This is a genomic window from Arenimonas composti TR7-09 = DSM 18010 (assembly GCF_000426365.1).
GTDB classification, from domain to species: Bacteria; Pseudomonadota; Gammaproteobacteria; order Xanthomonadales; family Xanthomonadaceae; genus Arenimonas; species Arenimonas composti.
In genome coordinates, this window is the sequence record NZ_AUFF01000003.1 from 1 (window position 1) to 17,808 (window position 17,808).

General features: G+C 71.6%; 15 protein-coding genes and 4 tRNA genes. 3 read left to right on the forward strand and 16 right to left on the reverse strand.

Going from position 1 to position 17,808, the window contains the following annotated elements:
- Nucleotides 1-2: 2 nt before the first annotated feature.
- From tuf to K311_RS15820, 12 genes are all read right to left on the reverse strand, one after another.
- On the reverse strand, nucleotides 3-1,193 hold the full coding sequence (tuf, locus tag K311_RS0106785) for an elongation factor Tu (protein WP_026816683.1): 1,191 nt from the start codon (nucleotides 1,191-1,193) through the stop codon (nucleotides 3-5).
- 61 nt (nucleotides 1,194-1,254) lie between these two features.
- Nucleotides 1,255-1,330: transfer RNA gene (locus K311_RS0106790), tRNA-Thr, on the reverse strand.
- 47 nt (nucleotides 1,331-1,377) lie between these two features.
- Nucleotides 1,378-1,451, reverse strand: a tRNA-Gly gene (locus K311_RS0106795).
- Nucleotides 1,452-1,489: 38 nt separating this feature from the next.
- Nucleotides 1,490-1,575: transfer RNA gene (locus K311_RS0106800), tRNA-Tyr, on the reverse strand.
- Nucleotides 1,576-1,646: 71 nt separating this feature from the next.
- Nucleotides 1,647-2,738, reverse strand: a complete 1,092-nt coding sequence (gene ychF, locus K311_RS0106805) for a redox-regulated ATPase YchF (RefSeq protein ID WP_026816684.1) — start codon at nucleotides 2,736-2,738, stop codon at nucleotides 1,647-1,649.
- A gap of 13 nt (nucleotides 2,739-2,751) precedes the next feature.
- Nucleotides 2,752-3,330, reverse strand: coding sequence for an aminoacyl-tRNA hydrolase (gene pth / locus K311_RS0106810; RefSeq protein WP_026816685.1), 579 nt, complete (start codon nucleotides 3,328-3,330; stop codon nucleotides 2,752-2,754).
- Nucleotides 3,331-3,342: 12 nt separating this feature from the next.
- Nucleotides 3,343-4,008, reverse strand: coding sequence for a 50S ribosomal protein L25/general stress protein Ctc (locus K311_RS0106815; RefSeq protein ID WP_026816686.1), 666 nt, complete (start codon nucleotides 4,006-4,008; stop codon nucleotides 3,343-3,345).
- 141 nt (nucleotides 4,009-4,149) lie between these two features.
- Nucleotides 4,150-5,109: a ribose-phosphate diphosphokinase gene (locus K311_RS0106820; RefSeq protein WP_026816687.1), complete on the reverse strand. Its 960-nt coding sequence runs from the start codon at nucleotides 5,107-5,109 to the stop codon at nucleotides 4,150-4,152.
- A 45-nt stretch (nucleotides 5,110-5,154) separates the two neighbouring features.
- Nucleotides 5,155-5,232 (reverse strand) — tRNA-Gln (locus tag K311_RS0106825).
- An 11-nt stretch (nucleotides 5,233-5,243) separates the two neighbouring features.
- Nucleotides 5,244-6,143, reverse strand: coding sequence for a 4-(cytidine 5'-diphospho)-2-C-methyl-D-erythritol kinase (gene ispE / locus K311_RS0106830; protein ID WP_051239683.1), 900 nt, complete (start codon nucleotides 6,141-6,143; stop codon nucleotides 5,244-5,246).
- A complete protein-coding gene (lolB, locus tag K311_RS0106835) occupies nucleotides 6,140-6,754 on the reverse strand; it encodes a lipoprotein insertase outer membrane protein LolB (RefSeq protein WP_026816689.1) in 615 nt (204 codons plus the stop codon). Before lolB ends, ispE begins: the two co-directional genes overlap by 4 nt.
- Nucleotides 6,751-8,403, reverse strand: a complete 1,653-nt coding sequence (locus K311_RS15820) for a tetratricopeptide repeat protein (protein WP_051239687.1) — start codon at nucleotides 8,401-8,403, stop codon at nucleotides 6,751-6,753. Before K311_RS15820 ends, lolB begins: the two co-directional genes overlap by 4 nt.
- A gap of 100 nt (nucleotides 8,404-8,503) precedes the next feature.
- Between K311_RS15820 and hemA the strand changes: the two genes are divergently transcribed.
- From hemA to moaB, 3 genes are read left to right on the forward strand one after another with little or no spacing between them, the layout of a single operon-like run.
- Nucleotides 8,504-9,757: a glutamyl-tRNA reductase gene (gene hemA / locus K311_RS0106845; RefSeq protein WP_026816690.1), complete on the forward strand. Its 1,254-nt coding sequence runs from the start codon at nucleotides 8,504-8,506 to the stop codon at nucleotides 9,755-9,757.
- Nucleotides 9,754-10,839: a peptide chain release factor 1 gene (gene prfA / locus K311_RS0106850; protein ID WP_026816691.1), complete on the forward strand. Its 1,086-nt coding sequence runs from the start codon at nucleotides 9,754-9,756 to the stop codon at nucleotides 10,837-10,839. Before hemA ends, prfA begins: the two co-directional genes overlap by 4 nt.
- Nucleotides 10,840-10,883: 44 nt before the next feature.
- Entirely contained in the window at nucleotides 10,884-11,405 is a 522-nt protein-coding gene (gene moaB / locus K311_RS0106855) for a molybdenum cofactor biosynthesis protein B (RefSeq protein ID WP_026816692.1), read from the forward strand.
- 99 nt (nucleotides 11,406-11,504) lie between these two features.
- Here moaB and K311_RS0106860 read toward each other — a convergent pair whose 3' ends face one another.
- The 4 genes from K311_RS0106860 to K311_RS0106875 form a co-directional block, all read right to left on the reverse strand.
- Complete coding sequence (locus K311_RS0106860; RefSeq protein WP_026816693.1) at nucleotides 11,505-12,611, reverse strand: efflux RND transporter periplasmic adaptor subunit; 1,107 nt, start codon at nucleotides 12,609-12,611, stop codon at nucleotides 11,505-11,507.
- The gene (locus K311_RS15825; RefSeq protein ID WP_081683331.1) at nucleotides 12,608-15,733 is read right to left on the reverse strand and encodes an efflux RND transporter permease subunit; all 3,126 of its coding nucleotides are present in this window, start codon (nucleotides 15,731-15,733) and stop codon (nucleotides 12,608-12,610) included. The genes K311_RS0106860 and K311_RS15825 overlap by 4 nt, the downstream gene beginning before the upstream one ends.
- A gap of 135 nt (nucleotides 15,734-15,868) precedes the next feature.
- On the reverse strand, nucleotides 15,869-16,687 hold the full coding sequence (locus K311_RS0106870; protein WP_026816694.1) for a LytR/AlgR family response regulator transcription factor: 819 nt from the start codon (nucleotides 16,685-16,687) through the stop codon (nucleotides 15,869-15,871).
- On the reverse strand, nucleotides 16,684-17,802 hold the full coding sequence (locus K311_RS0106875; protein WP_026816695.1) for a sensor histidine kinase: 1,119 nt from the start codon (nucleotides 17,800-17,802) through the stop codon (nucleotides 16,684-16,686). The genes K311_RS0106870 and K311_RS0106875 overlap by 4 nt, the downstream gene beginning before the upstream one ends.
- Nucleotides 17,803-17,808 lie beyond the last annotated feature (6 nt).

A 17,808-nucleotide genomic window follows, 5' to 3' on the forward strand; every position in this document is an offset into this window, starting at 1 on the left:
GCTTACTTGATGACCTTGGCAACCACGCCGGCGCCGACGGTGCGGCCACCCTCGCGGATCGCGAAGCGCAGGCCCTCGTCCATCGCGATCGGGGCGATCAGCGTCACCACCATCTTGATGTTGTCGCCCGGCATGACCATTTCGACGCCTTCCGGCAGCTGCACCGCACCGGTCACGTCCGTCGTGCGGAAGTAGAACTGCGGGCGGTAGCCCTTGAAGAACGGGGTGTGGCGGCCGCCCTCGTCCTTCGACAGCACGTACACCTCGGCCTCGAACTCGGTGTGCGGGGTGATCGAGCCCGGCTTGGCCAGCACCTGGCCACGCTCGACTTCGTCACGCTTGGTGCCGCGCAGCAGCAGACCGGCGTTGTCGCCCGCCTGGCCCTGGTCGAGCAGCTTGCGGAACATCTCCACGCCGGTGACCGTCGTCTTGACCGTCGGGCGGATGCCGACGATCTCGATTTCGTCGCCGACCTTGATGATGCCGCGCTCGATGCGGCCCGTGACCACCGTGCCGCGACCCGAGATCGAGAACACGTCCTCGACCGGCATCAGGAACGGCTTGTCGACGTCACGCTGCGGCTCCGGAATCCAGGTGTCCAGCGCGTCCACCAGCTTCAGGATCGACGGCACGCCGATGTCCGACTGGTCGCCTTCCAGCGCGGCGCGCGCCGAGCCGGTCACGATCGGGGTGTCGTCGCCCGGGAAGTCGTACTTGCTCAGCAGCTCGCGGACTTCCATCTCCACCAGCTCCAGCAGCTCGGCGTCGTCCACCAGGTCCGCCTTGTTCAGGTAGACCACGATGTACGGCACGCCGACCTGGCGGGCCAGCAGGATGTGCTCGCGCGTCTGCGGCATCGGGCCGTCGGCGGCCGAGCACACCAGGATCGCGCCGTCCATCTGCGCCGCACCCGTGATCATGTTCTTCACGTAGTCGGCGTGGCCCGGGCAGTCCACGTGCGCGTAGTGGCGGGTCGGGCTCTCGTACTCGACGTGCGCCGTCGAGATCGTGATGCCGCGCGCCTTCTCTTCCGGCGCCGCGTCGATCTGGTCGTAGGCCTTGAACTCGCCGCCGAAACGCTCCGCGCCGATCTTCGTCAGCGCCGCGGTCAGCGTGGTCTTGCCGTGGTCGACGTGACCGATGGTGCCGACGTTCACGTGCGGCTTGGTGCGCTCGAACTTGCCCTTGGACATTGCGATTACCCGGTGGATACGAGGTGGATGGATCTCCGGGCCGCGGACGGCGCCGGGGTGGTGGTGCTCATGACTGGAATCGAACCAGCGACCTCTTCCTTACCAAGGAAGTGCTCTACCGACTGAGCTACATGAGCGAATTCTGGGTGTTGCGGTGTTGCCTGGAGCGGGTGCTGCATCTCAATGGAGCGGGAGACGGGAATCGAACCCGCATGATCAGCTTGGAAGGCTGAGGTTCTACCATTGAACTACTCCCGCCCGGACCCCGGGCCCGTTGCCGGGACCGGCGCCGAAGCTGGTGGAGGGAGGTGGATTCGAACCACCGAAGGCGTGAGCCAGCAGATTTACAGTCTGCCCCCGTTGGCCGCTTGGGTATCCCTCCGTCAGGGAGCCCGCAATTTTCATGGTCGCGACGGGCTTTGTCAACGACATTTCGTCGACGCCGCGACGGAATCACACATTGAAGCGGAAATGCAGGACGTCGCCCTCCTGGACGATGTAGTCCTTGCCCTCCAGCCGCAGCCGCCCGGCCTCGCGTGCGCCGGCCTCGCCGCGGTAGCGGATGAAGTCCTCGTAGGCGATCGTCTCGGCGCGGATGAAGCCCTTTTCGAAGTCGGTGTGGATCACCGCCGCCGCCTGCGGCGCGGTGGCGCCCTTGCGGACCTGCCAGGCACGGACTTCCTTCACGCCGGCGGTGAAATAGGTCTGCATGCCCAGCAGCGCGTAGCCGGCGCGAATCACCCGGTTCAGGCCCGGCTCGTCCAGGCCCATGCCGGCCAGGAACTCGTCGCGGTCGGCGTCCTCGAGCTGGGCCATTTCCTCCTCGATCGCGGCGCTGACCGCCACGACCTCGGCACCCTCGCCCGCCGCCCGCTCGCGGACGCGGTCGAGCAGCGGATTGTTCTCGAAGCCGTCCTCGAGCACGTTGCAGACGTACATCACCGGCTTCAGGGTCAGCAGGAACAGGTCGCGGACGAGCGCCTTGTCCTCGGCCGTCAGGCCCAGCGAACGCGCCGGCCGGCCCTGGTCGAGGCCGGCACGCAGCTTCGCCAGCACCTCCTTGCGGGCCACGGCGTCCTTGTTGCCGGTCTTGGCCTCGCGCTCGGCGCGGTTCAGGGCCTTTTCGACCGATTCCAGGTCGGCCAGCGACAGCTCCAGGTCGATCGTCTCGATGTCGGCCACCGGATCGACCCGGCCGGCGACGTGGACGATGTCCGGGTGCTCGAAGCAGCGCACCACGTGGGCGATCGCGTCGACCTCGCGGATGTGCGCCAGGAACTTGTTGCCCAGGCCTTCGCCCTTCGAGGCGCCGGCGACCAGGCCGGCGATGTCGACGAACTCGAACGAGGTCGGGATCACCTTCTGCGGCTTGACGATCCCGGCCAGCGCGTTCAGGCGCGGATCCGGCACCGGCACGACGCCGGTATTCGGCTCGATCGTGCAGAAGGGGAAGTTCGCCGCGGCGATGCCCGCCTTCGTCAGCGCGTTGAAGAGGGTCGACTTGCCGACGTTCGGCAGGCCGACGATGCCGCACTTGATGCCCATGGGCAGGAGTTCCTCAGGATTTCGGGGTATGGAGGCGCTTCATCGCCTCGTTGAAGTCGCCGGCGACCGCCAGCGGCAGTACCGCCAGGGCGTCGTCGATGGCGCGCAGGATCGACGCCTCGTCGTCGCGGCCCGGGCGGCCCAGCACCCAGCCGGTGACCCGGTCCTTGTGCCCGGGGTGGCCGATGCCGATGCGCAGCCGGTGGAACCTGCCGTGGCCGAGCTGCTGGAGGGTGTCGCGCAGGCCGTTCTGGCCGCCGTGGCCGCCGTCGAACTTCAGGCGGGCGGTACCGGGCGGAAGATCCAACTCGTCGTGCGCGAGCAGCGCCTCTTCCGGGGCGATCTTCCAGTAACGCAGGGCGGCCGTGACCGACCGCCCGGACAGGTTCATGTAGGTCGAAGGCTTCAGCAGCCAGACGTTCTGGCCGCCGATGTTCGCCTTCGCGGTTTCGCCGTGCAGCTTCGATTCCAGCCCGAAGCGCGCCCCCGCCTGTTCGGCGAGGGCATCGATGAACCAGAACCCGGCGTTGTGCCGGGTCCGGGCATGTTCGGCCCCGGGGTTGCCGAGGCCGACGATCAGGCGCAGCGCCATGTCGCGGCGCGATTACTTCTTCTTCGGAGCGGCGTCGGCCTTGGCCTTGGTCGCCGGGACCTCGGCCGATTCCTCGGTCGCGGCCGACTCTTCCTCGACGCGCGCGTGCTTGGCGATCACGACGGCGATGTCGTGCTCCTTGCCGTGCGCCAGCGCCGGGATCGCCACACCGGCCGGCAGCGGCAGCTGCGACAGGTGGATGATGTCGCCGACCTTCAGCTCGGTCAGGTCGACCGTGATGAACTCCGGCAGGTCCTTCGGCAGGCAGTCGACCTCGACCTCGTTCAGCTCGTGCAGCACGACGACGCCCGCGGTCTTGCCGGCCGGCGACTTCTCCTGGTTGGCGAAGTGCAGCGGCACCTTGGCGCGCAGGGTCTCGTTCTCGGAGACGCGCAGGAAGTCCAGGTGCAGGATCTGCTGCTTGAACGGGTGGCGCTGCAGGTCACGCAGCAGGACCTTCTGGACCTTGCCGTCCAGTTCCATGTCCAGGATCGCCGAGTAGAACCACTCGTTCTGGCTGGTCAGCCAGAGGTGGTTGTGCTCGATCTGGATGCTCTGCGGCTCGGCGTGGCCGCCGTAGACGATGGCCGGGACCTGGCCGCTGCGACGGAGGCGGCGGCTCGCACCCTTGCCCTCGTCCTTGCGGCTGGTCGCCGTGATGTTGTGGTTGGTAGCCATTTCGGTGATGCCTTCTGGTGAGTGATGCGCCCTTCGGCGCTTGCCACCGGTGCCCGCGACCAGGCCCGGCGTCGTTCCCGGGACAGGGAATCGGGCATCGGCGCGCACACGCCGATGCCGGATGCCCCGGCCCGCCCTGCCTCAGTCCACGTAGAGCGAACTGACCGATTCGCCGAACGCGATGCGGCGGATGGTCTCCGCCAGCAGTTCGGCCACGCTGAGCTGGCGGATGCGCGGGCAGGCGCGCGCCGCCTCCGACAGCGGAATGGTGTCGGTGACCACCAGCTCGTCGAGCTGGGAGTTCGACACGTTGGCGATGGCCGCGCCCGACAGCACCGGGTGGGTGCAGTAGGCGACGACCTTCTTCGCGCCGTGCTGCTTCAGCGCCGCGGCCGCCGCGCAGAGGGTGCCGGCGGTGTCGACGATGTCGTCGACCAGCACGCAGGTCTTGCCCTCGACGTCGCCGATGATGTTCATCACCGTCGCCACATTGGCCTTCGGGCGGCGCTTGTCGATGATCGCCAGGTCGGCGTCGTCGAGGCGCTTGGCGATCGCGCGGGCGCGCACCACGCCGCCGACGTCCGGCGACACCACGATCAGGTTGTCGGTGCCCTGGCTGCGCCAGATGTCGGCCAGCAGCAGCGGCGTCGCGTAGACGTTGTCGACCGGGATGTCGAAGAAGCCCTGGATCTGCTCGGCGTGCAGGTCGACCGTCAGCAGGTGGTCGGTGCCGACCGACGAGAACATCTTCGCGGCGACCTTCGCGGTGATCGCGACGCGCGCCGAGCGCGGCCGGCGGTCCTGGCGGGCGTAGCCGAAGTACGGCACCACCGCGGTGACGGTGGCGACCGAGGCGCGGCGCAGCGCGTCGATCATCACCAGCAGTTCCATGAAGTTCTCGGCCGTCGGCGCGCAGGTCGGCTGGATCACGAACACGTTCTGGCCGCGCACGTTCTCCTCGATCTCGATCTGGCTTTCGCCGTCGGAGAACTTGCCCACCAGCGCCTTGCCCAGCGGAATGCCCAGCTGGCGGCAGACGGCCAGCGCCAGCGGCCGGTTGGCGTTGCCGGTGAAGACGAGCAGGTTCTGCTGCTGGCTCATGGTCGGGGCGTTCCGCGGTGGAGGACGGTGCCGGGGTCGGCGGTGTGGCTGGGGCGGTAGGATTCGAACCTACGAATGCCAGGATCAAAACCTGGTGCCTTGGACCAGCTTGGCGACGCCCCAACGGCGCTGTTTCAGGCTCCGCCGGCGGCCAGCACCCGGTGCAGGGGCGAGACGTCGACGCCCCCGGCGACGATGGCCCGGCTCCCTGCGGGAAGCTGCGCCAGCGCCGCCTCGGCGTCCGCCCGCGCGCCGAAGCGCACGAAGCAGCCGCCGCCGGTGCCGGTCAGGGCCGCCGGTCCGAGCTGCGACAGCCGGCGCAGCCAGTCGTCGACGACGGGCGCGCGGCGCCGCAGCACCGGCTCGAAGGCATTGCCGGGCACGAGGCCTGAAAACGAGCCGCACATTGTCGCCGCGGGGGCATCCCGGGTCAAATCCGGGGCCCGGAAAAGTTCAGCCGTCGGCACGCTGACGCCGGTGTCGACGACCAGGTAGAAAGCCGGTCCGAGCGCCATCGGCGTCAGCGCCTCGCCGACCCCTTCCGCCCAGGCGCTGCGGCCGCGCACGAACAGCGGCACGTCGGCGCCGAGGCGCAGACCGAGCGCGGCCAGCGCGTCCTCGTCGAGGCCCGCCCGCCACAACCGGTTCAGGGCGACCAGCACGGTGGCCGCATCCGATGAGCCGCCGCCGAAGCCGCCGCCCGTCGGGATGCGCTTGTCGATCAGGATATCGGCACCTTCGGAGACGTTGGCTTCAGATCGCAGCAGGTTCGCTGCGCGAACGACGAGGTCGTCGGGGCCGGCGACGCCGTAGCCGGGATCGTTCACCCGCTGGACCCGGCCATCGGCGCGCGGCCGCAGGTGGATCGTGTCGCCCCAGTCGAGCAGCTGGAAGGCCGTCTGCAGCAGGTGGTAGCCGTCCGCGCGGCGCCCGGTGATGCGCAGGAACAGGTTCAGCTTGGCCGGCGCCGGCCAGCGGCTCCAGCCGGTTCCGGCGGGGGCGGAATCGGGCGCGTCCAGCCGCGGCGGGCTCATGGCTGGCCCCAGGCCTCCACGACCAGGCGCACGCTGGCCCCGCCCTCGCTGGCGAAGACCCGCCGCGGCCGCGCCGGTGCGCCCGGCAGCCATTCGCGGTATTCGACGGTCCAGCCGAACTGCTCGATCCTGGCCGGCAGGCCATCGGCGGCGAAGGCGATCCGCGCCGGGCCGGCGCTGCGCGCGCCGCGCGCCCAGTCGGCCAGGGCCTGCAGTGGCAGCCGCCAGCCGGTGGCCTCGGCCAGCAGCGCCTCGGCGTCGCTGCCGCTGCGCGGGCCGCCGTCGAGGCCGGACAGGGTCACGCGACCGCCGGTGGACTCGAGCACCCAGCTGCGCCGGGTCACCGGCGCCGACAGGGTGATGCGGTAGTCGCCGCCGCGCTGCTGCCAGTCGATCCGGCCGCTGCCGCCATCGCTGCCGGCCTGCACCGCCAACCGCCCCTGCATCCGCCAGTGGTCGGCTTCGGCCAGATCGGCCTCGCGCGCCGACTGCGCCGCCAGCAGCGCCGCCTCGCCGACCGGCACTTCGGCGCCCAGCCCGTCGCGCACCGGCGCGTGCCGGCAGGCCGCGAGCAGCAATGCGAAGGCGATCAGGATCAAGCGGGATCTCATCGTTCGAATTCCAGCATCGTTGCGGTCAATACGGGGTTGTCGGCGTCGACGGCGCGGCCGGCGGCCCAGATGCTGCGCGCCTCCTCCTTCCGGCCGAGGCGCCAGAGCGCTTCGCCGAGGTGGGCGGCGATCTCGGGATCGGGCCCGGCCGACCAGGCCTGGCGCAGCAGTTCCAGGCCTTCCTCCACCCGGCCGAGCCGGACCAGCACCCAGCCGAGGCTGTCCTGGATCGCCACCGAGGTCGGCGCCACCCGGTGCGCGCGCTGCAGCAGCGGCAGCGCCGCCGCGAAGTCGCCGCGGTGCTGCGCCAGGGCATAGGCGTAGGCGTTCAGCGCGTGCGCATGATCGGGCAATTCGTCGAGGATGCGGCGGAAGTCGGCCAGCGCGGCGTCGATCCGGCCGGTGCGCTCGTGCTCCATGCCGCGGGCGTAGAGCAGCACCGGGTCGCCTTCGAAGACTTCCAGGCCGGCATCGAGGGCCTTCAGCGCGTCGTCGGCACGGCCGGCCCGGATCAGCAGCTCGGCCTCTAGAAGGTGGCTGTCGCGCACCCGCTCGCCGTCGGCATCACGGTTCTGCTGCAGTGCGTCGAGCAACTCGAGCGCCGCCGGCAGCCGGCCCATCTCGGCGAGCACGCGCGCCCGCCGGGTCACCGCCAGGTCGCGGCCCTCGCCGCTGTCGACCCCGGCATACCAGGCCTCGGCCTCGCTCCAGCGCATCAGCGCCTCGGCGAGGTGGCCGAGCAGCAGCTTGCGGGTCGGGCGCGCGTCGCCCGGGGCGCGGCGGACCTCGCGGTACAGCGCCAGCAGGCCGTCGCGGTCGCCACCGAGGATCAGCCAGCGGGCGCGTTCGCTGTAGCTCACGTCGTTCTGCGGGCCGCGGGCGAGCAGGGCGGCGGCGGCGGCGGGGTCGCCGGCCTGGGCGAGTTCGCGGGCAGCGGTGGAACGCAGGTCCGGCGGCAGCGGCGGCGCCTCGAGCAGCGCCCGGAGCACCGCCTTCGCCTCCTCCGCCTGCCCGTCCTGGCGCAGCCGCGAGGCCTGCAGGACGCGGCCGCGGGGATCGTCGGGGAAACGCGCGAGCGCCGCGGCCTCGATCCGCGCCGACAGCGCGCTGTCGTCGAGGCGGCGGGCGAGCCCGGCCAGCTGCAGCCAGGCCTGCAGGTCGTCCGGTGCCAGCGCCTGCCGGAACAGGGTGGCGACGACGCTACGGGCGATCACCGCCTCGTCGCCGCGCGCCTGCGCCAGCACGTCGAGCAGGGTCACCCAGCCGCCGTCTTCGGCGCGCGCCAGCATCGCCGCGGCCTCCTCCATCGCCGACTCGTGTTCGCCTTCGCGCAGGGCCAGGGTCACGGCCGCCGCATGCATCGGCAACGCGTCCGGCTCCAGCAACCGCCAGCGCCGCAGCGCGCGCGCGGCCAGGCGGTCGTGGCCGGCCAGCAACGCGGTTTCGGTCGCGCGGGCGGCGATCCGCGGGTCGCCCGAGGCCAGCGCGGCCAGCAGGTAATGGCGCGCCGAGGTCGCGTAATCGCCCTGCTGGCGGGCGAATTCACCGGCCATCAGGTCGCCGAGCGGCAATGGCCGGGAGTCGGCGAAGCTCGGCAGCGGGAGGATCGTCAGCAGCAGCGCGGGCAGAAGGCGGAAGCGCCGGTTCATCGGGGTGTTTACCGCCTCGGGCTAGAATGCGCGCCGGATCCGAATCGGGAAGTCCAGCCCGCGAAAGCTTAGCGCACCGCGCGCCGACGCTGGCCACGCCATGACCCTGCTCGCCCTGGGACTCAACCACCAGACCGCCCCGCTCGCGCTGCGTGAACGGGTCGCGCTCGACGCTGCCCGCCTTCCAGTCGCGCTGAGCGAGCTGAAAGCCGTGCCGGGCGTCGAGGAAGCGGCGCTGCTGTCGACCTGCAACCGCACCGAGGTCTATGTCCAGGTCGCCGACGGTCGCGAGGACGCGGTGGCCGGCTGGCTGGCGCGCCACCACGGCATCGCCGCCGAGACCCTGGCCGCCTACCTGTACCGGCACCGCGACGACGAGGCCGTCCGCCATCTGTTCCGGGTCGCCACCGGGCTGGACTCGCTGGTGCTCGGCGAGCCGCAGATCCTCGGCCAGGTGAAGGACGCCTGGCAGGCGGCCCGCGCCGCGCATGCGCTGCGGACCCCGCTCGACCGCCTGTTCCAGCAGAGCTTCGCGGTCGCCAAGCGGGTGCGCACCGACACCCGCATCGGCGCCCACCCGGTTTCGGTGGCGTTCGCGGCGGTGCGGCTGGCGCGGCAGGTGTTCGCCGCGCTCGACGAGGCCACCGTGCTGCTGATCGGCGCCGGCGACACCATCGAACTGGCCGCCCGGCATCTGGTCGACGCACAGGCGAAACGCCTGCTGGTGGCCAACCGCACGCTCGAACATGCGCAGGTGCTGGCCAGCCGCCACGGCGGCTACGCGCTGCCGCTGTCGGAGCTGGAACGGCACCTGCCGGAAGCCGACATCGTGATCAGCGCCACCGCCGCCCGCGAACCGATCCTGCGCCGCGCCGGCGTCGCCGCGGCGCTGAAGGCGCGCCGCAACCGGCCGATGTTCCTGCTCGACCTCGCGGTGCCGCGCGACATCGAAGCGGCGGTCGCCGAACTCGACGACGTCTACCTGTACACCGTCGACGACCTCGAGCAGGTGATCGAGGAGAACCGCGCCTCCCGCCGCGAGGCGGCGCAGCAGGCACAGGCGATCATCGACCTGCAGGTCGAGCACTTCATGGCGTGGTGGCGGGCGCAGGGCCGGCAGGATGCGTTGCGCGCCCTGCGCAGCCGCGCCGACGCCGCCCGCGACGAGGCGCTGGCGAAGGCGCGCGAGCAGCTCGCCACCGGCAAGCCCGCCGACGAGGTGCTGGCCCTGCTCGCCCACCAGCTGACCAACAAGCTGCTGCACGGCCCCAGCGCCGCCCTGCGCCAGGCCGCCCTCGACGGCGACCTCGACCTGCTGCAGGCCGCCAGCCGCCTGTACGGCGACGACGCATGACGCCGGCGCTGCAACGAAAACTCGAAGCCCTGGCCGAGCGCCACGAGGAAGTGAGCCGCCTGCTCGCCGATGCCGAGGTGCTGGCCGACGCCAACCGCTTCCGCGCGCTGTCGAAGGAATTCGCCCAGCTCGAGCCGGTCGCCACGGGCCTGGCCGCGTGGACGCAGGCGCAGCGCGACCTGCAGGCCGCCGAGGCGATGCGCGGCGATCCCGAGCTGCGCGAACTGGCCGAGGAGGAGATCCCGGCCGCGCGTACCCGCCTCGAGCAGCTCGACCACGAACTCGCGCTGCTGCTGGTGCCGAAAGACCCGCGCGACGACGCCAACCTGTTCCTCGAGATCCGCGCCGGCACCGGCGGCGACGAGGCGGCGATCTTCGCCGGCGACCTGTTCCGGATGTACGCGCGCTACGCCGAAGCGAAGCGCTGGAACGTCGAGATCGTCTCCGCCAGCGAGGGCGAGCACGGCGGCTACAAGGAGATCGTCGCCCGCATCGAGGGCCGCGGCGCCTGGTCGCGGCTGAAGTTCGAGTCCGGCACCCACCGCGTGCAGCGGGTGCCGGCGACCGAGTCGCAGGGCCGCATCCACACCTCGGCGGCGACGGTGGCGATCCTGCCCGAACTCGACGACATCGCCGACATCGAGATCCGCGACGCCGACCTGAAGATCGACACCTTCCGCGCCTCCGGCGCCGGCGGCCAGCACGTCAACAAGACCGACTCGGCGATCCGCATCACCCACCTGCCGACCGGCGTCGTCGTCGAATGCCAGGACGAGCGCAGCCAGCACAAGAACCGCGCCCGCGCGCTGTCGCTGCTGAAGGCGCGCCTGCTCGACGCCGAACAGGCGAAACAGGCGGCGGCGCAGGCGCAGTCGCGCCGGCTGCAGGTCGGCAGCGGCGACCGCAGCCAGCGCATCCGCACCTGGAACTTCCCGCAGGGCCGGGTCACCGACCATCGCGTCGAGGGGCTGACCCTGTACGCGCTGCCGCAGATCATCGCCGGCGACCTCGACGAACTGATCGACCGCCTGACCCGCGAACACCAGGCCGACGAACTGAAGCTGCTGACCGCTGCCGCCTGAGCGGCGCGTCCGCGAACACCGCTGGAAGACCGCAGGAAGACCGCATGACCGCCGCCGCCGAATTCCGCCCGCTCTCGCTCTGCGTGCTGACCGTCTCCGACACCCGCACGGCGGAGAACGACAGCTCCGGCGATTACCTCGTCGCCGCGCTGACCGAAGCCGGGCACGCACTGCACGAACGCGCGATCGTGCGCGACGACCGCTATGCGATGCGCGCGATCGTTTCGCGCTGGATCGCCGACGCGGCGGTGCACGGCATCCTCGTCACCGGCGGCACCGGCTTCACCGGCCGCGACTCGACGCCGGAGGCGCTGCGGCCGCTGCTCGACAAGGAAATGCCCGGCTTCGGCGAGATGTTCCGGGTGCTGAGCTTCGACGAGATCGGCACGAGCACGCTGCAGTCGCGCGCCTTCGCCGGCCTCGCCAACGCCACCTTCCTGTTCGCCCTGCCCGGCTCGACCTCGGCCTGCCGCACCGGCTGGGAGAAGCTGATCCGCGCCCAGCTCGACGCCCGCACGAAGCCCTGCAACCTCGCCAACCTGCGTCCACGGCTGCGCGAAATCTGATCCCTGGTTCGTGGTTCGTACGAGGTACGAGGCAATGAAGGCCGGCACTTCGCGCGAAGCGCGCGCCCTCACTACCTCGTACCTCGTACGAACTACGAACTAAGGAATCACCCGCTGCCCCTCGATCAGGCGCTCGCCGCCGCGCACGACCAGCATGTCGCCGGGCTGCACGCCGCCATCGACCTCGACCAGGCCGTTCTCGGCCAGGCCGGTGCGCACCGGCAGGCGTTCGCCGCGGCCGTCGGCGGTGACGCGGACCACGAAGTCGCCGTCGCGGCGCATCAGCAGCGCGTCGCGCGGCACCGCGACGACCGGCCGCGGCGCTTCGCTCGGTACGCCGAGCTGCAGTGCGGCGCCGACCACCCAGCCGTGTTCTCCCACCGCCGACGGCGGCAGCGCGACCCGCAGTTCGAGCTGGCGCGACGCCTCGTCGCCGACCGGCACCACCGTCGCCAGCGGCAGTTCGAGCTGGCGTTCGCCGTCGCGGACGGTCACCGCGACGCCTTCGCGCAGGCCCGCGGCGAGCGCGACCGGTGCCCGCGCCCGCAGTTCAAGTGCGGCGGTATCGACGAGGCGCGCGACCGGAGCGCCGACCGCGAGGAACTCGCCGCGCTCGACCGAGCGCTCGACGACGATGCCGGCGAAAGGCGTGCGTACCGCCGCCTGGCGCAGCGCCAGCTGCGCCTGCTCCAGCGCGACGAGCGCCGCCGCGACATCCTGCTCGCGCATCCGTCGCTCGGCGGCGACCTGGTCGAGCTGCGCACCGGAGATGCCGCCGCTGCGCACGAGCGCGGCGTAGCGCTCCTGCTGCCGGCGGGCGTAGTCGAGCTGGGCGCGAAGGCGGGCGAGATCGGCTTCGGCCTCGCGCTCGCGCAGGCGCAGCGGCGTCTCGTCGAGCCGGGCGATCACGTCACCAGCCTGCAGCACGCTGCCGACCTCGGCGACGAAGACGACCCGGCCGCCGGTCTCGGCGGCGATGCGGGCGTCGGCGCGGCTGGCGACGCTGCCCGGCGCCCAGTGCCGCGGCGCGAACTCGGCGGCCACCGCCGGCGCCACCTCCACGCGCGCGGGCGGTGCTTCCGGCGCGGCGGTCGGCGCGGCGGCCGCATCGGCGCGGGCGGCGACGGAACCGCCGGCGGTGGCGAACCAGACCGCGAACGCGGCGGCGGCGGCGGTGCCGATCAGCAACGGGCGCGACGTCTTCATGCGGCATTCCTCGCGGGCAGGGGGAGGTTCGACGGGTCGGCGGCGACGGGCACGATTCCGGCGCCGGTGGCGTCCCGCGCCGCGCGCCGCGGCCACAGCCGGATCAGCGCAGGCACCAGCACGACGGTGAACACCAGGCTCAGCGCGACACCACCGACGGTGACCGCCGCCAGGCCGCGGTAGATCACCGCGCCGGGGCCCGGATTGACCGCCATCGGCAGCGCGCCGACGACGCCGGTGAGCGCGGCGATCAGGATCGGCCGCAGGCGCTGGTCGAGCGCCTGCGCGATCGCCGCCTCGAGCGACAGCCCGGCGGTCTCGCCGTCGCGGGTCTGCGCGACCAGCAGGATCGCGTTGTTGATCACCATGCCGAGCAGCATGATGAAGCCGATCATCGACAGCAGGTCGAGCGTCTGTGGCGTGAACAGCTGCACGGTGCGCAAGCCGATCACCCCACCGAACACCGCCATCGGCAGGGTCGCGATCACGAAGGCGCTGTCGCGCACCGAACGGAACAGCGCCGCCATCAGCAGGAACAGCACCAGCAGCGCCATCGCGAAATTCCCGGCCATCGTCGCGACCACCTCGCCGAGGCGGTCGGCGCTGCCGGAGACACGCACCCCGGCATCGGCCGGCAGCGCCGCGCGCAGCGCCGGCACGATCTCGCCGTTCACGATCTCGAGCGCTTCTTCCAGGGACAACGCCGCCGGCGGATCGACCGTCAGCGTCAGCGTGCGCCTGCGATCGACGCGGCGCAGCTGGCCGGGCGCCAGGGTGGTCTGCAGCCGCGCCAGCTCGCCGAGGCCGAGCACGCCGCCGAGCGGGGTCGCCAGCGGCGCCGTCGCGAGGCGCTCGGGCTCGTCTATACCGCGGGGGCCGGCCGCGCGCAGCACGATCGGCAGCCGGCGTTCGCCGTCGAAGTGCTCGCCGAGCCAGGCACCGTCGCCGAGCACGCGCACCGCGGTCGCCAGGTCCGGGCGGCGCCAGCCGGCCTCGGCGAGACGGCGGTCGTCGGCGATCACGCGCAGCTCCGGCGCGGCGCCGTCGGCGTTGGGCCAGGCCTGCACGTTGGCACCGGCGAACTTCTCGACGAGCAGGCGGCGCCCGGTTTCGGCGGCGAGGTTCAGCGCCTCGCCGTCGGCGTGCTGCAGATGGATCGCGATCGCCCGGGTGGAGCCGCCGAAGCCGCCGAACAGGTCGCCCTCGGCGGTGAACGCGCGGGTGTCGGGAAGGCCGGTGACGACCTCCTCGCGGACGATCGTCTCCAGTTCGCCGATGCGTTCCTCGTCGACCACACGGGCGCCCATCGTGCCGCCGTTCGGCCACAGGCTCAGGTACCAGTTGCGCAGCTGCGGCTCGCGCTCGCCGTCCATCAGCGGACGCATGCGGGCGAGCAGGGTCGGCACGATCTCCGCATCGATCGCCTGCGGGCTCATGCCGGGCGGGAAGTTGAACCAGGTGTCGATCGCCGCGCGCTTCACCGGAGGCAGATAGTCGATGCGCGGCAGCACCAGCCACGTCGCCAGCACCGGCGCCGCCACCAGCGCCGCGACCCAGGACCATTGCCGCCGCCGCGTCGCGGTCGCGCGCATTGCCCAGGCGGTGATGCGTGCATAGCCGCCGGCACCGCCGGCCGCGCCGCCGCGCAGCCAGCCGCCGGCCGCCGCCGGCAGCACCGTCAGCGCCACCAGCAGCGAGATGCCGACCGCGATCGAAATCGTCAGCGCGAGGTCGGCGAACAGCTGGCCCTCGACGTCCTGCATGAAGATCACCGGCAGGAACACCGCCACCGTCGTCGCTGTCGACGCGAACAGCGCGCCGCCGACCTGGCAGGCGCCGGTCGCCGCCGCCTGCAGCGGCGACAGCCCCTCGCCGCGCAGGCGGACGATGTTCTCGGCGACCACCACCGCCGCATCCATCACCATGCCGACCGCGAACGCGAGGCCGGCGAGCGAGATCACGTTGAGGCTGCGGCCGCCGAGCTGCAGCACGATGAAGGTCGCAAGCAGCGAGATCGGAATCGCGGTGGCGATCAGCACCGTCGCGCGCACGTCGCGCAGGAACCACCACAGGCAGCCGACCGCCAGCATCACGCCGGCGCCGAGGCTGCCGGTCAGCAGGCCGATCGCCCGGCCGATGAACAGCGACGCGTCGAAACTCTGCTCGATGCCCAGGCCGCGCTCCTTCAGCACACCGTCGCGCAGTCCGGCGACGACCCGCTTCACCTCGTCCAGCGTCGCCAGCACGTTGGCACCGCTTTCGCGACGGATGCGCAGGCCGATCGCCGGGTTGCCGTTCTGGTAGCTGAAGAAGCGCTGCTCGGAACGCTGCATGCGTACCGTCGCGACGTCGGCGAGGCGCACCGGTCTACCGTCGCGCCAGAGCAGGATCAGCTCGCCGAGCTCGTCGGGAGCGTAGCGGCCGGCGAAGCGCAGCGTGTACTGGCGGCGGCCGGCGTCGAAACTGCCGCCGGATACGTCCGTCGCACGGCCGGCGACCTCGGCGACCAGCGGCAGGGTGACGCCGTAGGCGGCGGCGCGCTCCAGGTCGATCTCGATCGCCAGCTCGTCCGGATCGGCGCCGTTGATGTCGACGCCGGCGACGCCGGGCACCGCGGTGATCACCGGAACCACCCGGTCCTCGATGAACTGGCGCTGGTCGTGGATGTTGCCAGGCGTGCCCGGCAGCTGCTGCACGAAGAAGTAGGTCAGCGACTCGTTGGCACCGTCGGCGCCGAGCGACACCCGCGGCGGCACCGCGTCGCGCGGCAGCGGCGGCAGCCGGTTCAGCCGCGCCAGCACCTCGACCAGGGCCGCCTGCATGTCGGTGCCGACCGCGAACGCCAGCTCGATCGAGGTCCAGCCTTCGGCGACGGCCGCGGTCATTTCCGCCATCCCCGGCAGGCCCTCGAGCACCGTTTCGATCGGCTCGACGATCTCCGCTTCCATCTCCTGCGGCGACGCCGCCCGCCACGTGCTCTGCACGGTCATGCGCGGCTGCTCGATGTCCGGGAACAGTTGCAGCGGCAGCGCACGCAGGGCGACGACGCCGAAGATCGCGACCAGCGCGACGACGACGGCGACGGCGGCGGGATTCCTCAGCGCGGACTCGGTGAGCTTCATGACGACGGCGGTGCAATGGGGCGACGGCGCGACTGTGCGCGTGGGCGCGCGGACTGCGGCATGACGGAAGTCACGGATTGCGCCGGGGCGTTGCCCGGCTGCGGCGGAACGTTCGCGGCCGCGGCGGCGTGCGGACTACGGGCTGCTTTTCAGCAGTGCGAGACGGTCGCGGTAGGAGCGCGAGAGTTTCAGCTCGTGGCCGCAGTCGAGCGCGAGGAACTGCTCGCCGTTCGTGTGCGGGCGCAGCGCGACGACACGCGCGGCATTGACCAGGGTCGAGCGGTGCACGCGCGGGAACTGGCGCGGGTCGAGCCGATCCTCGAGTTCGCGCATCGTCGCCCGCAGCACATAGGTCTCGCTGTCGGTGTGGATGCACATGTAGTCGCCGGCGGCATCGACCCAGCGCAGCGTCGACAGCTCGACCAGGACGGTGCGCTGGCCGTCGCGGATGCTCAGGCGATCGCCGCGTCCGAGCCGGCGTTCGCCGGCACCACCGAGCGCTTCCTCGAGACTGAGCGCCGGCCGCCCGCTGAGTTCGCCGAGCAGCTTCAGCAACTGCTCGCAGTGCCGGCCGGCTTCGCGGCGGTCGAGCTCGGCGCGGACGCGGAACAGCGCCTGGTGCAGGCGGCTGTCGTCCACCGGCTTGAGCAGGTAGTCGACCGCGTTCGCCTCGAAGGCGCTGATCGCGTAATGGTCGAAGGCGGTGACGAAGACCACGATCGGCATCTGTGCCGCCGGAATCGCGCGCAGGGTCGCGAAACCGTCCAGCCCGGGCATCTGCACGTCGAGCAGCATCAGGTCCGGCGCCAGTTCCGACACCGCCTTCATCGCCGCGGCGCCGTCGCCGCACTGGCCGACGATCTCGACCTCGGCGACGTCGCCCAGGCGCAGTTGCAGACCGCGTCGCGCCAGCGGTTCGTCGTCGACGATCAGCGTGCGGATGCGGCGGCTCATGCCCGTGCCGTTCCCGCCGTTTCGAAGGGAATGCTCAGGGTCACGCGGACGCCGCCGTCGTCGCCGTGGCCTTGCGCCACCGTCACCGACTGGGCGTCGCCGTAGAGCACGCGCAGGCGCTCGCGGGTATTGCTGAGGCCGACGCCGCAACCGTCGCCGTTCGTGTGCACGCCGTCGCTGCCCGGCGCGCCCGCCGGCAGACCGGCGACCACGCCGGGGCCGGTGCCGTTGTCGGCGACCTGCAGTTCGAGGCGGTCGCCGCGGCGCTCGGCGGCGATGGTCAGGCGGCCACCGGCGAGACGGCGCGCGATCGCGTGCTTGATCGCGTTCTCGACCAGCGGCTGCAGCAGCAGGCTCGGCAACAGCGCGTTCCAGCACTCCGGCGCGACCTTCGTCTCGACGCCGAGGCGCTCGGCGAAGCGCATCTTCTCGATGTCCAGGTAGAGGTTCAGGGCATCGAGTTCCTGCTTCACCGTCACCCGCTGCATCGGGTCGCTGTCGAGCGAATGGCGCAGGAAGGCGCTCAGCCCCTGCACCATGCGGTTGGCGACGGTGTTGTCGCGGTCGAGCACCAGGGTGGATATCGCGTTGAGCGTGTTGAACAGGAAATGCGGATTGAGCTGGTAGCGCAGCATCTTCAGCTGCGCCTGGTGCGCCATCGCGGTCGCCGCCAGTGCCCGCTGCGTCTGCAGTTGCAGCTGGCGGTGGTATTTCAGGCCGACATACAGGCCCACCCAGCTCAGCACGACGTAGAGATGGCCGGTGGTGTAGGCGATGTAGCCGAGGGTGTCGACCGGCCGGCATTCCTGGCAGCGGTTGGCGAGCAGGGTCATGTAGACCATGCCGAGCACGGTCGAGCCGAACGCGACGCAGGCGGCGGCGATCGGCACGAACACCGCAGGCGGCCGCCCCCAGGCGCGGCGCAGCACCGGCCGCAGCAGCAGCGTCACGAGGAAGCCGGTCGTGCCGATGCCGACCGGTACCGGCCAATACTCGACACCCTTGCCGTGCGCCAGCGCCGACAGGTAGCTGATCGTGATGTAGGCCGCCCAACCGCCGGTCTGCAGCAGCCAGAACAGGCGGCGGTTGCGGATGTCGTCGAGCGCCTCGCTCACGGGCCG

Coding starts and splice junctions, on each gene's coding strand:
- pth (WP_026816685.1), bottom strand. CDS start 3,330: ATGGCGCTGCGCCTGATCGTCGGCCTCGGCAACCCCGGGGCCGAACAT.
- K311_RS0106870 (WP_026816694.1), bottom strand. CDS start 16,687: ATGAGCCGCCGCATCCGCACGCTGATCGTCGACGACGAACCGCTGGCG.
- ychF (WP_026816684.1), bottom strand. CDS start 2,738: ATGGGCATCAAGTGCGGCATCGTCGGCCTGCCGAACGTCGGCAAGTCG.
- lolB (WP_026816689.1), bottom strand. CDS start 6,754: ATGAGATCCCGCTTGATCCTGATCGCCTTCGCATTGCTGCTCGCGGCC.
- tuf (WP_026816683.1), bottom strand. CDS start 1,193: ATGTCCAAGGGCAAGTTCGAGCGCACCAAGCCGCACGTGAACGTCGGC.
- hemA (WP_026816690.1), top strand. CDS start 8,504: ATGACCCTGCTCGCCCTGGGACTCAACCACCAGACCGCCCCGCTCGCG.
- moaB (WP_026816692.1), top strand. CDS start 10,884: ATGACCGCCGCCGCCGAATTCCGCCCGCTCTCGCTCTGCGTGCTGACC.
- prfA (WP_026816691.1), top strand. CDS start 9,754: ATGACGCCGGCGCTGCAACGAAAACTCGAAGCCCTGGCCGAGCGCCAC.
- K311_RS0106860 (WP_026816693.1), bottom strand. CDS start 12,611: ATGAAGACGTCGCGCCCGTTGCTGATCGGCACCGCCGCCGCCGCCGCG.
- K311_RS0106815 (WP_026816686.1), bottom strand. CDS start 4,008: ATGGCTACCAACCACAACATCACGGCGACCAGCCGCAAGGACGAGGGC.
- K311_RS15820 (WP_051239687.1), bottom strand. CDS start 8,403: ATGAACCGGCGCTTCCGCCTTCTGCCCGCGCTGCTGCTGACGATCCTC.
- K311_RS0106820 (WP_026816687.1), bottom strand. CDS start 5,109: ATGAGCCAGCAGCAGAACCTGCTCGTCTTCACCGGCAACGCCAACCGG.
- ispE (WP_051239683.1), bottom strand. CDS start 6,143: ATGAGCCCGCCGCGGCTGGACGCGCCCGATTCCGCCCCCGCCGGAACC.
- K311_RS15825 (WP_081683331.1), bottom strand. CDS start 15,733: ATGAAGCTCACCGAGTCCGCGCTGAGGAATCCCGCCGCCGTCGCCGTC.